Here is a 15,571-nt window from a genome sequence, read left to right as displayed (position 1 = left end):
CACCTTGGCTAAAGAGAGAAAATTTTTCTTACCTTTCCCAGATTCTAAGACTCCTAATAACTAAACTCTGTCGCAGCTAAAACAAAACACGGGTTTCCGTTTTATGCTAAATAAAACAAATACGAGATTTTTACTGATTACCACAGCTATAATAAGTTGGGTGCTGCTATTGGCTAACCTGTTGCTCTCGGCCGAAAGCCGGCAACAACAGGAGATAACAGAGCCATTGCTACCTTTTATTCATAACATACTGGTAGTAATCTTTATCGTTTCTGTTTTCTTTTGCCAGCGCATAAGTGTTCTGAGCCTGAAAAAGGCCGACTTTGTGGCTTACCTCTGGAACTTCTTTATGAGGGCCGCCATAGGTGCTTATATTGCTATGGCTATTTATATAGGCTATGTGCTCTCTACCGATTTCATAAACCTACGGTCTAACCTGCTGCTTCACCTGGTCTACCATACCTTTTTTGGTTTACTTGTCATTTTCCTGGGCAAAGGCTTGTATGTATGGCGTCAGTTGCTGCTCTACCACAAAAACAGGTTTCTGCAAATAGCCTGGGATTGGTTTGAACTCTTGTTGTATGGCACTCTACTGCTCACGCTTCTCAACTTCGACTATACCAGCTATATTTTTCTGCCCTTGCTGGCACTGCTGGTATTTTACATTTTGTTTCTATGTACCAACCTGAAGTGGGTAGCCTATCTTAATTTTAACAAGAAAAGCCGGTCGCTGGTGCTACTGGGCGCAATTCTGCTGAGCTGCTATATCTTTCAGTGGTTCTTCTATGAATTTAAGAACAGCCCCGAACTTGCCGCCGATTACACAGCAGTAGGCTTTTTGGTGCTAGTCATGCTGTTTGTTGGCTTGTATGGGTTGGCGGCCTTTCTGGTTGCGCTTTTCAGCCTGCCTACCTCCAGCGTTTTTGAGCAGAAGAGCGAAGACCTCCTTAATTTCCAGCGGCTGAGCCAAAGTATACAACAAGGGCAAAGTGAACAGCAGGTGTACGACACCCTTTTCGATAGCACCATTAAAGCCTCCGCTGCCACAGCCGGCTGGCTGGAGTTGGAAAAAGGTAGCGAGAAGCAGATCTCGCATATGCTTAACATTACAGATGACCAAATTCAGCGCCTCCGTCACTTGCTGGCTGCTTACAACTACGACGCCGACCACCTCAACAACAACCTCGACCGCAACCCTGGCTTTAAAGAACTGGAGCTACCTTGGCAGTCTATGGTGGTGCTCCCCATTAAATCGCTGAAACACCAGTTTGGCACGCTGTACCTGCTCAAAGACATTGAAAACGGCTTTGATAGGGAAACGGTGAACGTGTTACAAACCTTCACCAATCAGACCACGCTTACCATCGAAAACCTTCGCCTGGTAGCTGAATCGCTACAAAATGAGCGTTACAAGGAGGAACTTAAAATAGCCAGCACCGTACAGGAAAATCTGATACCAAAGACGTTCCCAAGCGATAGTTGGTTTGAAATTAGTACCCACGCGCTGGCTGCAAAAGAGGTAGGAGGCGACTTTTACGACTTCCTGCAACTAAGCGAATCAAGAATAGCCATTATAATCGGCGACGTTTCGGGCAAAGGAATTACCGCAGCCTTCCATATGGCTCAGATGAAAGGTATATTCCATGGCCTGATGCAGCAGGATATGGCACCCAGCGAGTTTATGCGGCAAGCCAATAGTGCCCTGAGTCGTTGCCTGGAGCGAACTTCATTTATAACCTCGTCGCTCTACATTATAGATTACCGTATGAAGGGCTTTGTGTTTGCCCGTGCCGGCCACTGCCATACGCTCTATTATAACGCCATGATGCAGGACACCTTTTATTTCCAGACAGACGGTCTGGGTCTAGGCATCATACGCGACCAGAGTTACAAAAACCACATCCGGGAGATGTTTTACGACTATAACCCTGGTGATGTAATGGTCATTTACACCGATGGCATTATAGAGGCGCGAGCCGAAAACAGCAACGATGAGTATGGCGAAGAACGGCTTCGCTACATGCTGGAGCAATGTTACCATATGGAAGCCGACGACATCAAATGCGCCATAATTAACGATTTACAGAACTTTACTGGTCCTAATACGATATATGACGACCAGACCTTACTTGTTATTAAATTTAAGGCTGACCAACAAACAGTTTAACTGAGACGTACAGAATGCGATGAAAATTACAAACGAAATCAAAGACTCCACAATTATCATCACCCTCGATGGTGAATTAGATGCCAGCTCTTCTGTTATTTTAGATGAGGAGCTCTCTAACCCCGAAATAATGAAGTTCAGCAAGATTCTGGTTAATTGCGAGAACCTTCATTATATTTCTTCTGCCGGTCTTGGTGTATTTATCTCACACCTGCAACGCTTCGAAGACGCTCAAATAAAGCTTATTTTCTTTAACATGCAGGACAAAGTGCGTAATGTTTTTGAGATACTCGGTCTGGATCTTTTAATGACCATTGTATCTAATTATGAGGAAGCAATGACGATTGCAGATGAATAATTCAATCCGCGTAAACTGCACAAAAAAAAACCTGAAGCTTATCCGTGATTTTGTCATGGAGCATCTGCTTACGCTACAGCTAACAGATATCCAGATGAACCAGATCGTGCTGGCCGTAGATGAAATATGCGCCAACCTGATCATCCATGCTAATAGCGAAGACCCATCCAAATTCATTTCTCTGGCTATTTCGGAGCAGCGAAATGTGGTGCGGTTCGAGATTACAGATAGAGGCCTAGCTTTTAAACGCGCAGAATACAAGGAACCGGACCTTCAGGAGCATGTTCGGGTTGGGAAAAAGGGCGGGGTTGGCCTTGCCCTTGTAAACCGCATCATGGATAAAGTAGAGTTCAAAACCATAGGTGATCAGAACACTTGCCTGCTTTACAAAAAAATTAAATAGTACTGCCTGCCACACTTTTACAAACCTTTAGGCGTTATTCGGAACAAATTCAAGTGCAAGTTGATTATGCTGACAGATTTTAGTCCATCTGTCAGAAAAAATAACTAAAATTGCATTCCTTGAATCAGGAATTAACTTTAAAGTTTGTATTAAATCTTTCTATGCGCAGCAATTCCCTACTTGTTGCGGTGGCAGCCCTGCTTTTGGCCGGTTGTACCGCATCTAAGAAGATCGACACCAAAGAACCTGTTATTGCAACTATAGGCAACCAACCTATTTATGCGTCGGAGTTCAGGTACGTTTACGACAAAAACAACAGCGGCAACGACGATGCTTACAGCAAAGAGAGTATAAGCGAATACCTGGAGCTATATTCTAATTTTAAGCTGAAGGTGATGGAAGCAGAGAGCCGTGGGCTCGACACAACCACTGCTTTCAAAAAAGAGCTGGAAGGCTACAAAGAGCAACTCGCACAGCCCTACCTAACAGAAAAAAGCGTAACAGACAATCTGGTGCGGGAAGCATACGAGCGCCTGAAGAAAGAAATAAACGCCTCCCATATTCTTCTGTCGGTAGCAGCAGACGCTGACCCGCAGGATACGCTGGCAACATACAACCAGATTTTAGAATTACACAAAAGAGCAACAGCCGGCGAAGATTTCAGCAAGCTGGCCCGAGAGCACTCTCAAGATCCCTCTGCCGCTGAAAACGGTGGCAACCTGGGTTATTTTACAGCCATGCAAATGGTGTATCCCTTTGAAGATGCTGCCTACAAAACAGCACCTGGCCAAATCTCGCAGCCAGTGCGCACCCGCTTTGGCTACCACATTATTAAAGTAAATGAGGTACGTCCGGCACAGGGCGAGGTAAAAGTAGCACACATTATGGTGCGCTCTACTCCTGGCATGCCTAAAGCAGACTCCCTTGCAGCCAAGCAACGCATAGATGCCATTTATAAACGCGTGCAACGCAACGAGAACTGGGATAAACTGGTAGCCGAGTTTTCTGAGGATGCCAATTCAGCAGCGAACGGAGGTGAACTACCATGGTTCGGGACCGGCCGTATGATTCCGACTTTTGAGGATGTAGCCTTCAAACTGAAAAAAGAAGGAGAAATTGCTCCTCCGGTAGCTACTCCGTATGGCTGGCACATCATTAAGCTAATAGAGAAAAAAGGTTTACCCCCTTATGAAGATATGGAGCAATCGCTGCGAAACAGAGTAGCGAAAGATTCCCGATCTGAGTTAAACAAGGCAGCTTTCCTGAAGCGCATTAGAACAGAAAACAATTTCACGGAAGATGCAGCAGCAAAAGACATAGCCCTTAGTAAAGCAAACGACGACCTGCTGCAAGCCACCTGGACATTTGATGCAGCCGACAAAGCAGTAAATACCACCTTGTTTACCATTCAAGGCAAACCCTACAAAATAAGAGACTTTTACGATTATGTAAAAACAGAACAACGCCCGCGCACAAAAGGCACTGCTGCTCACCACATGAACCTGCTTTACGAAGCCTTTGTTAATAAAAGCCTGATAGACTACGAAAAAGCTAATCTTGAGAACAAGCACACCGATTACCGCATGCTGGTGCAGGAGTACCACGACGGTATTCTGCTGTTCCAACTCATGGACGAAAAAGTATGGTCTAAGGCAGTAGAAGACACAACCGGCCTGAAGGCATATTTTGAGCAGAACAAAGAAAAATACCAATGGGGGCAACGTGCAGAGGCAACTGTAGTAAGCGCGGCCAGCAAAGAAATTTTAGCTGCTGTTCAAAAACAGCTGGCAGACCGAAAATATGAAGTAGGCAACAAACCAGCCGATGTACTTTTCGCTGCTAACAAAGCGGAGTTGGCAAAAGAAGGCACTGCTGCACTAGATGAACTGGCCACACGCCTACAGAACAACCCGCGCTTAAGCTTGGTAGTAAACGGCCATGCCGATTCCCGCGAAGATGCTGCCAGTAAAGACCTGGCACAGAAGCGTGCCCAGGCGGTAAGCACCTACCTGGCAGGTAAAGGTGTGCCGGCAGCACAAGTTAGCACCCTGGCACTCGGCAAAACAAAACAGGCCGGCCCTGATAATACAGAAACAGGCCGTCGTCGTAACAGACGCGCTTCGTTTACGCTTTACTCCTCAGACCTGAACGTACTGGCAGAAAACTTCAACAAAGAAAACCCACTGAGCGTGCAGATTACGGAGAAGAAGTTCCAGAAAGGTGAGAACAAAGCGCTGGACCAGGTGAAGTGGGAAAAAGGGACTTATACCACCCAGCAGAACGGCCGCGAATACCTGATTATCATAAATAACATATTGGCGCCGGAGCCCAAGCAGCTAAGCGAAGTAAGAGGCGTGGTAACATCTGATTACCAGAATTACCTGGAGCAGGAATGGATAAAACAGTTGCGTGAGAAATACCCCGTATCTGTTAACCAGGCAGAAATAAGCAAGCTGATTACGGAATAAGCTTATCTATATTTCCGAAACACAGAATAAAAGAGTAAATTTTGCGTTTATTTTAGAAGCGCATTGCACAAAATGATTTATATCCAGAAATTAAAACATGTAGCAGCCGGATTTGCCTTTGTGCTGATTTGTTGCCTGCTGGCTCCTGCCACTATCTTTGCCCAATCGCCGGTGCAGAAGAAAATAGATGGCATTGTTGCCAAAATAGATAACCACATTATACTTAGGTCAGAGCTGGAGTTTACTTATCTGCAATACCTGGCCCAGTCTAAGCAACAAGATGCGCCAGGGCTGAAATGCGAACTACTCGAGTCGATGGTCCAGGACAAACTGCTGCTGGCCCGAGCTGAAATAGACTCTGTTACAGTTGAAGAATCGCAGGTAAACGGTGAACTGAACGAGCGGGTAAATTACATTGTGCAACAGGCAGGTGGTGTAGAGCGGGTAGAGCAGTACTACAACAAAACCCTAAAGCAACTTAAAGACGACCTGCGTCGCAGTATCCGCGACCAGCTGGTGGTGGCCAAAATGCAACGCCAGATCTACGAGAAAATAACAGTTACTCCCAAAGAAATCCGCAATTACTTTAACGCAATTCCTCGCGACAGCCTACCCTACTTTTCGAGTGAGGTAGAAATAGGCCAGATCGTGAAGTATGCGCAGGTAAGTAAGCAGCAAAAAGCCATCGCAAGGCAGAAGCTGGAAGAAATAAAAGCCCGTATTGTGGCCGGCGAAGATTTTGCAACACTAGCCAAACAATTCTCCGACGACGTAGGATCGGCACAAGAAGGTGGAGAACTTGGCTTTTTTAAGAGAAAAGAACTTGTACCGGAGTACGAGGCTACAGCTTTAAAACTGGAGCCAGGGCAGCTGTCTAACGTGGTGGAGTCGCAGTTCGGATTTCACCTGATACAGCTCATCGAGAAAAGAGGCCAAGAGTTTAATACGCGGCATATCCTTATTAAACCGGCTACTGCCACTATTAACGTAGAGGAAGCCATGGCCGAAATGGACAGTATCCGTACGCTGATCGTAAACGACAGCATGACCTTTGCCAAAGCCGCTAAAGAGTTCTCTGACGATAAAAACACCAAAGACAATGGCGGCATGATGTCGAACCGTTCTACCGGCGACACATATTTTCCGATGGAGCAGGTAGACCCCGCTATTTTCTTTGTGATAGATACAATGCAGGTAGGCGAGATATCTAAGCCAATTGCTTACAAAACCCCGGAAGGCGTAGACGCGGTACGGATTATTTATCTAAAATCTAAAACTGTTCCCCATTTGGCAAACCTCCGCGACGACTATCAGAAGATATCGAATGCGGCCATACAAGAAAAAAGAGGAAAAGCTGTAGATTCCTGGTTCAAAAAGAATTTAGATACCGTATACATCCAAATCGATCCGGAATTCCAGAGCTGCCAGATATTACAATCCGTAAACCAGTAGGTCTCGGTAAAAACGCACAAGTGCATTAGGCTTGGCAAAGCTGCTGTACTAGCTCCACCTCCGGATCTGGCAACCAATTTTTGTACCTTTACTTAGCCATAATCACATGAAGCAATACTCTTCTGACAAAGAAGCAGCCGATGCACTATACAGCTCTTACCGGGAGCTTACATCTGAGATTTCAAAAGTAATTGTAGGGCAGGATGAGGTAGTGCGGCTGGTGCTTACCGCTGTTTTTTGTCAGGGGCATTGCCTGCTGGTAGGCGTGCCGGGGCTGGCAAAAACACTCTTGATACAGACAATTGCCTCGTCGTTAGACATGACCTTTAACCGGGTGCAGTTTACGCCAGACCTGATGCCTACCGACATTGTAGGTGCCGAAACACTGGACAAGGACCGCAACTTTAAATTTGTAACAGGCCCGGTGTTCGCCAACATCGTACTGGCCGATGAAATTAACCGTACGCCTCCCAAAACACAAGCCGCCCTGCTGGAGTCGATGCAGGAGTACTCCGTAACCGTAGCAGGCAAACGCTATCACCTGCCAAGGCCTTTCTTCGTGCTGGCAACGCAAAACCCTATTGAGCAGGAAGGAACCTATCCCCTGCCAGAAGCGCAGCTAGACCGTTTTATGTTTAACATTACACTTGGCTACCCAAGTTACGAGTCGGAGCTGCAAATTGTAAAAAATACCACTGGCGCACTTAGAACATCACTCAACAAAATTCTACATGCCGATGAAATTCTGGCATTCCAGCAGCTGGTGCGCCGCGTACCGGTAGTAGATAACGTAGTAGAGTATGCAGTAAAACTGGTGCACCAAACACGCCCTAACACACCTCATGCCTCTCCTAAGGCTAACCAATACCTGGAGTGGGGCGCAGGCCCGCGTGCATCGCAGCATCTTATTGTTGGTGCCAAGTGCAACGCCCTTCTCAATGGAAAATACTCTCCCGATATAGAAGATGTGCAGGCTGTGGCTTTGCCAATTCTGCGCCACCGGATTGTCCGCAACTTTAAAGCTGAGGCAGAAGGCGTAACTGTGGAGCAGCTGATCCAGGACTTGCTGTAAAAGATCTGCCAATTTGAGTTTGCGCCAGTAAGGTTGGCATCAGAATATCAAAGATCATAGTACAACATGAAGAAGGTCGTTATACTCATGCTTTTGTCTTTTCTGGCCATACAAACTGGTTTCGGCCAAACTCTTTTCAGTATAAAAGCAGGTGCTAATCTGGCAACCACTACCATAAATAAAGACTACATAATTCCTGCAAACACTAAAACGGAACCAAAATTAGGATACATACTTGGCCTGATTACGCAACGGAACCTCAATGAAAAGTTTTATGTAAGGCCGGAATTATTTCTCTCCGTAAAAGGATATAAGCTAAACGATGCCCCACGAACAACCGGAAGTTTCTACTATGTAAATCTGCCGGTATTGTTTGGCTATAATTTATCTCCTAAAGTTTCTTTTTATCTCGGTCCACAGGTAGGAGTTCTAGGGCCTGTTTATTTTAATGATAAGAACAGCAAGAGAAGCAGAAATGTAAAAAAAGCCAATGGTTATAATACTTTTGATGCAGGAGCAGGAGCAGGAATAAATTATAAATTATCTGCAAAGGCAAGTGTTGACTTCCGGTATAATCAGGGCTTTACCAACGTTCTGTTCCTGAATTATATAGATCATACTGGTCGCCAAATAGAAGCTGATGTGATTAAAAACAACAGAACGTTGGATGTAAGCTTTAATTATTTTCTGTGGGCAGGCAGGTAAAGCATTCTTTACAACAACAAGCTAGAGTATTCTCCCAATTATTCTAATCAAATACCCCTTCCAGAGCACTTCATACTTAGAATCACAGAAGGGTTGCCTACAGGTAATCATACTCGCATGCATCTTTAATGTTGGCTACTTCATTTATCTGTGTATTTTTGTAACAGAAATTCTGATCAAGAAAACAATTTACTTCTCTGTATGGAAGCGGCTGCATTACTTTTTAGTCTGAAAGACAATATCAACAAGATCATAGGTGCGTTTAACAGCAAGCTCGAAACCCGCACCATGCCTTACAACGTTTCTATTCCGCTGGAGGTAGATATGCTGGCTGGTGTGCTGCGTTTGCATGGCTTAAATTTCACATCGGCTACAACCGGAGCTAAACGCCTCGAAGATTTTCAGCAGTGGTTTCTGCAGCACGAGGACCAGGCCATGGAGGTAATGCACCATGTACTCGAAGATAAAAGAGCCTATATCAAAACACCGCAAGGCACTGTGCTACAGAAGGAGATGCTGATCAGGAGGCTGGAGTTCTTTAACGAAACTGCCCACACGCTCATGGTCATGATGCAGCAGCAGCAGCTAAAAAGCCCAAAACACCATATTTACCCATACCTGAACTAATCAGGAGCTATAAAATAAGTAAGGCCAGCGACGTACACATCGCTGGCCTTACTTATTTTTAGTCAAGTCCTACTCCTGATCTTTTCTGATGGAAGTGTGGCCATCCATTTTATGCTTCAGGTTAAGCTCCCCTTCCGGCTCCTTTTGCATAGATGCGTCTGCTTTCTCGCCTATCGGCCCTTTGCCAAGGGTAATTCCACCATCTACCATATACACGGCTCCGGTTACATAAGAAGCCTCGTCAGATGCCAGGAACAGGTACACATTGGCTACCTCTTCCGGAGTTCCTCGCCTGCCAATGGGTGTGGCTATTTTGTTCGTTTTCTCCATTTCTTTGTTCATGGGGCCGGTGCTGGCATGGGTCCAGGCGGTATCTATAGGGCCGGGGCCTACACAGTTGCATCGCACACCAAACTGCGCCTGCTCTACCGCCATGCCGCGCATAAAGGCATGGTTAAAAGCTTTGGTGGCACCATAGGCTGCGTTCTGCGGTATTCCTACCATACCGGCCTCAGATCCGGCTATTACAATGTTGCCTTTCGTCTTCTGGAGCTCCGGCAGCGCCGCCTTCGACATTAAAAAAGTAGATTTATTATTGTTCCGGAACATGTAATCAAAGGCTTCTTCGGTATAGTCTGTTACCAGGTTCACTTCCGGAAAAACACCGGCATTGTTAATGAGTATATCCAGCTTGCCGTATTCTTTTACAGTGAGCTCTACACATTTTTTAGCGTTGGCTTCTACCGATAGGTCTCCGGTAAAGGCTACGGCCGTACCGCCGGCCTTAGTAATTTCTTTTGCTACTTCCTCTACTGGGTCTTCGGGGAAGCCTGCCACTACGACCTTGGCACCTTCGTTAGCGAATTTTTTACAAATGGCTTCACCTATGCCACTACCCCCACCTGTTACAATGGCCACTTGGTTTTCGAGTCTTTTTTTCATTTGTTTTCTAGCTTGAGGTTTATTCGTGTGCTTATTGCAAAAGGCACATTTTAAGTTTACGACAAGCCATTTCCTTTGTTAGAAAACCCGAATAAGCTGCACTGTTCTTATCGTTTTTAGGCTGAATAGCGTAATAATTAAAAAGCCTGTCTGTACATAAATTAGGGGAATAACACCATGAGCTATTTATACAATATTCTATCGGAGCCATTTAACGAACGAATAGAAACGAGCCAGCTCGTGCTGCGGCCGTATGAGGAAGGCGACGAGCCGGACTTTTTGCGGGTGCTGATCGAGAATGCTGCGGTACTGAATCCGGCTTTTGGCAACCGGCTGGCGCGGGTAAAGGTGCTGGAAGATGCCCGTATACAAATGCGCCAGCTACGCACCGACTGGGACAATCGCAAGGTATTCGATTTTGGTGTGTGGCTGAAAGAGCACGATACCTATATTGGCGACGTTACGTTACTAAACTTGGATTATAAAACACCAAAGGCCGAACTAGGGCTGTATTTTACAGAGTGGCCCGACACCAGAAATTATGCCCTCCAGGCACTTCAGGCCATCACCACCTTCGCCTTTAAAAACCTGACGTTGCAGAAAGTGTATTTACGCTGCACTGAGACCAATGCTTTTATGGGTGAGTTGGCAGAAGAGGCAGGCTTCAGGCTGGAGGGCATGCTGCGCGACGACTACCGTGGAACCACCTCAAATGAGTTGCTGGACCTAAGCTACTACGGCATGACCCTCCCCGACTTCGAAAACCAGCAGCAATTACTAGAGGCCAAGTCTACTGCCAGCGTCTGAATTATTCTAATTGAAAAGGCCTTCCGGAGGCTTTTCAGAGGCTTTAGATGCCAGATGTTAGATACTAGACTTTTTTCTCCTACTGCTCTACCTTCTAACTGCTTTGCCCATACCCTCGCAGGAACTGCAGACGCTGCGAGGTCTTTATCCTGCTCATAATCGAATTAAGCTATTCATCAACCAATAATCAGCAACCAATTCTTCTAATGAAAATAGCCTTCCAGAGGGTTTAGGATGTTATAGCTTGCAAGGTTTACTTCTTCTTTGTTACAAAAAAATCGGTGTCGAAGGTTAGGAACAGGCTGTTGGAGAATTCCAACTTCGGGTAGTCCAGGTCCAGCACAGGCTCCAGCCGCAAAGTCAGGTGCAGGTTCTCCAGAATCTCAATGTCTTTCATGAGCCGTAGAATGAGCAGGCGGCGCTCTTGCTGCAGATAGTCAGGGTTTTTATAAGTAGTAGAGGCCGATTGGTAGAGCCTTCCACCCAAGTCAGCTACATAGCCACTCCCCTGCCAGTAGCTCAGCATTACATCCTGGTATTTGGTGTCGGCGCCAATGTTCAGGTAAAGACCGGTGCCACTCTCGTATGGCAGCAGCACTTCATTTGAAAAATCTTTGAAGCCTACCAGGTAGTTCTTGGTGTACAGGCGCGTTAAAAACTCAAAAGGGTAATTTTGTTCCAGGTCTATTCCCACGGCAGCGTTTGCTACCGTAAGCAAAGGCAGGTTGTTATTATCAATCTGCCCTCCCTTATGCTGCGCCGTAAACTGCATGGGCAGGCTAATATTAAAAGTGTGACCTGGCCCCCATTTACCTTCTTTGTTTAGCAGTGTAAGAGCAGAGCTAATGCCACCTTCTATTTCTTCCCGGTCGGGGTCGGCTACATAAATCATTTTGTTCCAGTTGAGCCAGGCATCCATTTTAAACCGATCGGTATGAAGTAGGTACTGCAAACCATTCTCAACTCTATCTAAAATAACCTTTTCAAAATCGTAGAGGGGCTCTATGTAGCCATGGCTCAGGTTACCTTCTAAGGTACCAAATAAAAAAGCCCAGTTCTCTTTCTGTATTTTAACCGTAAAAGTAGGCTGAACGCTTTGATAGCCAGAGCTGCCAAAATCTTTCCAGGCGAGTAGGCCGGCATCTATGCGCACAAAAGAGGCAGGCTGATAGGAGATTTTGGGATTAAGGTGATAGCCAATCAAAGTGTAGCCGTCGGCAATTTTATTGAAGTACTCATTGTTCTTGTTGTAGCCCTGAGCAAACACATTAATCCTAATATGATTAGCATTATCGGGGTTTACGGGCATTTTCTGTAACAGCGCATCGTTATTTAGCTGGGCAAAAACTAACTTACTACTAAACAATACTATTATGGTTAAAACCAGCCTGAAAAAGTGCATAAATATTTAGTAAATCGGGGACAAAACACTGTCTGCTTTTGTTAAGAACTAGCAGCAAAGGTCAGCTAAAATAATTAGCAAATTACTTGTTTGCTTTTTTGTAAATTGACTTCAAAAGTCGTAATTTCACATCAATATAAAGCTATTTAATCAAACACACATGAGCGTAAGCAACGAAAAACTTAAAGCCCTGCAGCTAACCATAGACAAGCTCGATAAAACATACGGAAAAGGAACCGTAATGAAGTTGAGCGACAACAAAGTAGAGGACATTCCTGCCATCTCTACAGGTTCGCTTGGGCTTGATATCGCTTTAGGTATTGGCGGTTTGCCGCGTGGCCGTGTCATTGAAATATACGGACCAGAGTCTTCTGGTAAAACAACGCTTACCATGCACGCCATTGCAGAAGCACAAAGAGCAGGCGGTCTGGCAGCATTTATCGATGCAGAGCACGCATTCGACAAAGTTTACGCTGAAAAACTCGGTATAGATACTGAAAACCTGCTAATCTCTCAGCCAGACAATGGCGAGCAGGCACTTGAAATCGCAGATCACCTGATCCGGTCAGGCGCTATCGATATTATTGTAATTGACTCCGTGGCAGCTCTCGTACCGAAAGGCGAACTCGAAGGCGACATGGGCGACAGCAAAATGGGCTTGCAGGCCCGCCTGATGTCGCAGGCACTTCGTAAGCTTACCGGTACTATCAACAAAACCGGCTGCTGCTGTATCTTCATCAACCAGCTTCGCGAGAAGATCGGTGTGATGTTCGGTAACCCGGAAACAACTACCGGTGGTAACGCGCTTAAATTCTACGCCTCCGTGCGCCTCGATATCCGCCGTATAGGTCAGATTAAAGAAGGTGCCGACAACATTACAGGTAACCGTACTAAGGTTAAAGTAGTAAAAAACAAAGTGGCACCTCCATTCAAAGTAGTAGAGTTTGATATTATGTACGGCGAAGGTATCTCTAAAGTAGGTGAGATTCTGGACTTGGGCGTGGAGTTGGAAATTGTGCAGAAATCAGGATCTTGGTTCTCATACAATGGCAGCAAATTAGGCCAGGGACGAGATGGCGTGAAGCAGATTTTGCTCGACAACCCAGAACTGATGGATGAGATTGAAGGCAAAATCAGAGCTATTGTAAAAGGCGAGCCAGCTAAAGTAGCTGCTGCCCTGGAAGATACTTCTGCCGAGTAATTACAGACGCAACATTAGAATAAAAATTAAAAGGTGCTACTCCCATAGCACCTTTTTGCGTTAGTGGGTGTTGAATAGCAGAATAAAAGTGCTTATTTTAGTTAATAAGGAAAAAGCATTTGGTATAATAGTTGATTCTGTGATATATAACGTCCTTAAAACACGAAGTATGAATAAGATTCCCCTGGTTATGGCTTTACTTCTTCTTGTGCTGTCAGGCTTCGTGATGAGCGATACCTTACGCCACGTTCCTAACGAGAGTTTCTCGACAGGGGAAGTACTGAAGTACAAAGTGCATTATGGCCCCATAACGGCAGCAGAGGCTGTAATAGACACCTCTCCTACCATACAATATATCAATGGCAGGCCGTGCTACAAGGCAACCGTTTATGGCAAAACAACTAACTCCTTCGATTTCTTTATCAGGATACGCGACACCTGGCAATCATACATAGATACAGCTGCTATATTGCCACAACGCTCATTCCGCAACATAGAAGAAGGCAATTACCGCAAAAAAGAAACCGTAGACTTTAACCACCACACCAAAACGGCATCGGTGGAAATGAAGAAGCGCAACAAAGACAAGCACACTGGTACGCATAAAATACCCGATAATGTGCAGGACATTGTGAGCGGCTTTTACTTTCTGCGCACCCAGAACTACGACAAACTACGCGTAGGCGATAAAATTAGTGTGAAAGGCTTTTTTGACGAAGAAGTATTTGACATGGTTGTTACTTACAAAGGGCGCGAGACTGTGAGCACCAAAGTAGGCAACATAAAGGCCATAAAGCTGGTACCCAAAATGCCTAATAACAAACTGTTCCAGGGCGAAGACGCCATTTCGGTTTACCTCTCCGACGACAACAACAAAATACCGGTACTTATCCAAGCCAACATGTTTGTAGGGTCCGTTAAAGTAGATCTATACGAATACAAAAACCTGAAGCATAAAATTTACCTGGCCAAAAACTAAACGAAGCCAGCCACATGCGGCTGGCTTTTTTATACATCTTAAAATAGGCCCCGAAGGCGCTATGTTAAGAAAATATTAAGATTTGGTAAACCTATCATATTCTGGCTAACACTGCTGTATCTTTGTTACAGAAGCAGTACATCCCACTGTTCTACTAAACAGAAAAAAGCGATGGAGACAGCCAGACTAAACATGCAACATCCACAACAACGCGTTAGTGTGCAAACAGCATTAAACTATAAGATCTTAGTAGTAGACGATGACCCTGACATCGTGGAACTCCTGGAGTATAACTTAACAAAAGAAGGCTACGAAGTTCAGCAAGCCGAAAACGGACAAAAAGCTATCGACAAAGCCGTCGTTTTTAAACCGGATGTAATATTGATGGACGTGATGATGCCTGTAATGGATGGCATTGCCGCCTGCCGACTCCTCCGCGAAATGCCAGATTTCCGTCAGACGCATATTATCTTTCTAACAGCCCGCTCCGAAGAATTTTCGGAAGTAGCTGCGTTTGATGCCGGTGCCGACGACTTTATTACCAAACCCATTAAGCCCCGCGCCTTGCTTAGCCGCCTGGCTGCTTTTGCCCGCCGCGATGCCCAGCAGGAGGAACAAGACCAGGTAATAGAAATTGGTGGCATGCGCATAGACCGCACCTCTTTTGCCGTTTACAAAGGCGACACCAAAATAACACTTCCTAAAAAAGAGTTTGAACTCCTCGCTTTCTTAGCTGCCACACCCAACAAAGTGTTTACCCGCGAAGAGCTGCTCAACAACATCTGGGGCAGCGATGTGTACGTAATTGCCCGCACCGTAGATGTGCACATCCGGAAAGTGCGCGAAAAAATAGGCGAAGACAATATCAGAACTATAAAAGGTGTAGGCTACAAGTTCAACACTGACTGATTGCCATACAGCAGCCTTAGCTAAAAAGCTTTAAAATACCTCCGGAAGGCCATTTCCATTAGAATAATTCATATGGGAA

Annotated in this window: 14 protein-coding genes; 12 read left to right on the top strand and 2 right to left on the bottom strand. The window is 45.5% G+C overall.

Annotated elements, in window-relative coordinates; genetic code table 11:
• Positions 1–103 precede the first annotated feature (103 nt).
• From ACMA1I_RS02100 to ACMA1I_RS02065, 8 genes are all read left to right on the top strand, one after another.
• A complete protein-coding gene (locus tag ACMA1I_RS02100) occupies positions 104–2,167 on the top strand; it encodes a GAF domain-containing SpoIIE family protein phosphatase (protein WP_337066579.1) in 2,064 nt (687 codons plus the stop codon).
• Positions 2,168–2,186: 19 nt separating this feature from the next.
• Entirely contained in the window at positions 2,187–2,525 is a 339-nt protein-coding gene (locus ACMA1I_RS02095; RefSeq protein ID WP_147922165.1) for an STAS domain-containing protein, read from the top strand.
• A complete protein-coding gene (locus ACMA1I_RS02090) occupies positions 2,518–2,928 on the top strand; it encodes an ATP-binding protein (protein WP_337066578.1) in 411 nt (136 codons plus the stop codon). Before ACMA1I_RS02095 ends, ACMA1I_RS02090 begins: the two co-directional genes overlap by 8 nt.
• A 161-nt stretch (positions 2,929–3,089) precedes the next feature.
• Positions 3,090–5,396 (top strand): peptidylprolyl isomerase, encoded by a 2,307-nt coding sequence (locus ACMA1I_RS02085; RefSeq protein ID WP_337066577.1) that lies wholly within the window; start codon positions 3,090–3,092, stop codon positions 5,394–5,396.
• Between the two features lie 72 nt (positions 5,397–5,468).
• Entirely contained in the window at positions 5,469–6,848 is a 1,380-nt protein-coding gene (locus tag ACMA1I_RS02080) for a peptidylprolyl isomerase (RefSeq protein ID WP_337066576.1), read from the top strand.
• 106 nt (positions 6,849–6,954) lie between these two features.
• Positions 6,955–7,920, top strand: coding sequence for a MoxR family ATPase (locus tag ACMA1I_RS02075; RefSeq protein WP_337066575.1), 966 nt, complete (start codon positions 6,955–6,957; stop codon positions 7,918–7,920).
• Positions 7,921–7,986: 66 nt separating this feature from the next.
• On the top strand, positions 7,987–8,625 hold the full coding sequence (locus ACMA1I_RS02070) for a porin family protein (protein WP_337066574.1): 639 nt from the start codon (positions 7,987–7,989) through the stop codon (positions 8,623–8,625).
• A 201-nt stretch (positions 8,626–8,826) separates the two neighbouring features.
• Positions 8,827–9,252, top strand: coding sequence for a hypothetical protein (locus ACMA1I_RS02065; protein WP_337066573.1), 426 nt, complete (start codon positions 8,827–8,829; stop codon positions 9,250–9,252).
• A gap of 69 nt (positions 9,253–9,321) precedes the next feature.
• Here ACMA1I_RS02065 and ACMA1I_RS02060 read toward each other — a convergent pair whose 3' ends face one another.
• Positions 9,322–10,194, bottom strand: a complete 873-nt coding sequence (locus tag ACMA1I_RS02060; RefSeq protein WP_337066572.1) for an SDR family oxidoreductase — start codon at positions 10,192–10,194, stop codon at positions 9,322–9,324.
• 177 nt (positions 10,195–10,371) lie between these two features.
• On the opposite strand from ACMA1I_RS02060, the gene ACMA1I_RS02055 reads away from it, so the two are divergent.
• Positions 10,372–11,001: a GNAT family protein gene (locus ACMA1I_RS02055; protein WP_337066571.1), complete on the top strand. Its 630-nt coding sequence runs from the start codon at positions 10,372–10,374 to the stop codon at positions 10,999–11,001.
• A gap of 253 nt (positions 11,002–11,254) precedes the next feature.
• Here ACMA1I_RS02055 and ACMA1I_RS02050 read toward each other — a convergent pair whose 3' ends face one another.
• On the bottom strand, positions 11,255–12,367 hold the full coding sequence (locus ACMA1I_RS02050) for a hypothetical protein (RefSeq protein WP_337066569.1): 1,113 nt from the start codon (positions 12,365–12,367) through the stop codon (positions 11,255–11,257).
• Positions 12,368–12,563: 196 nt separating this feature from the next.
• On the opposite strand from ACMA1I_RS02050, the gene recA reads away from it, so the two are divergent.
• The 3 genes from recA to ACMA1I_RS02035 all read left to right on the top strand — a co-directional run bounded on the left by recA (position 12,564) and on the right by ACMA1I_RS02035 (position 15,492).
• Positions 12,564–13,604: a recombinase RecA gene (recA, locus tag ACMA1I_RS02045; RefSeq protein ID WP_337066567.1), complete on the top strand. Its 1,041-nt coding sequence runs from the start codon at positions 12,564–12,566 to the stop codon at positions 13,602–13,604.
• Positions 13,605–13,773: 169 nt separating this feature from the next.
• Complete coding sequence (locus ACMA1I_RS02040) at positions 13,774–14,583, top strand: DUF3108 domain-containing protein (RefSeq protein WP_337066566.1); 810 nt, start codon at positions 13,774–13,776, stop codon at positions 14,581–14,583.
• Positions 14,584–14,775: 192 nt separating this feature from the next.
• Complete coding sequence (locus tag ACMA1I_RS02035; RefSeq protein WP_337066680.1) at positions 14,776–15,492, top strand: response regulator transcription factor; 717 nt, start codon at positions 14,776–14,778, stop codon at positions 15,490–15,492.
• The last annotated feature ends 79 nt before the right edge of the window (positions 15,493–15,571 follow it).

The organism is Pontibacter sp. 13R65, from assembly GCF_047525655.1.
Taxonomy (GTDB): Bacteria; Bacteroidota; Bacteroidia; order Cytophagales; family Hymenobacteraceae; genus Pontibacter.
Note: the sequence above shows the minus strand (reverse complement) of the source record. Positions and strands in the feature narration are given on the sequence as shown.

Coding starts and splice junctions, on each gene's coding strand:
- ACMA1I_RS02070 (WP_337066574.1), top strand. CDS start 7,987: ATGAAGAAGGTCGTTATACTCATGCTTTTGTCTTTTCTGGCCATACAA.
- ACMA1I_RS02085 (WP_337066577.1), top strand. CDS start 3,090: ATGCGCAGCAATTCCCTACTTGTTGCGGTGGCAGCCCTGCTTTTGGCC.
- ACMA1I_RS02060 (WP_337066572.1), bottom strand. CDS start 10,194: ATGAAAAAAAGACTCGAAAACCAAGTGGCCATTGTAACAGGTGGGGGT.
- ACMA1I_RS02090 (WP_337066578.1), top strand. CDS start 2,518: ATGAATAATTCAATCCGCGTAAACTGCACAAAAAAAAACCTGAAGCTT.
- ACMA1I_RS02075 (WP_337066575.1), top strand. CDS start 6,955: ATGAAGCAATACTCTTCTGACAAAGAAGCAGCCGATGCACTATACAGC.
- ACMA1I_RS02055 (WP_337066571.1), top strand. CDS start 10,372: ATGAGCTATTTATACAATATTCTATCGGAGCCATTTAACGAACGAATA.
- recA (WP_337066567.1), top strand. CDS start 12,564: ATGAGCGTAAGCAACGAAAAACTTAAAGCCCTGCAGCTAACCATAGAC.
- ACMA1I_RS02080 (WP_337066576.1), top strand. CDS start 5,469: ATGATTTATATCCAGAAATTAAAACATGTAGCAGCCGGATTTGCCTTT.
- ACMA1I_RS02095 (WP_147922165.1), top strand. CDS start 2,187: ATGAAAATTACAAACGAAATCAAAGACTCCACAATTATCATCACCCTC.
- ACMA1I_RS02035 (WP_337066680.1), top strand. CDS start 14,776: ATGCAACATCCACAACAACGCGTTAGTGTGCAAACAGCATTAAACTAT.
- ACMA1I_RS02100 (WP_337066579.1), top strand. CDS start 104: ATGCTAAATAAAACAAATACGAGATTTTTACTGATTACCACAGCTATA.
- ACMA1I_RS02040 (WP_337066566.1), top strand. CDS start 13,774: ATGAATAAGATTCCCCTGGTTATGGCTTTACTTCTTCTTGTGCTGTCA.
- ACMA1I_RS02065 (WP_337066573.1), top strand. CDS start 8,827: ATGGAAGCGGCTGCATTACTTTTTAGTCTGAAAGACAATATCAACAAG.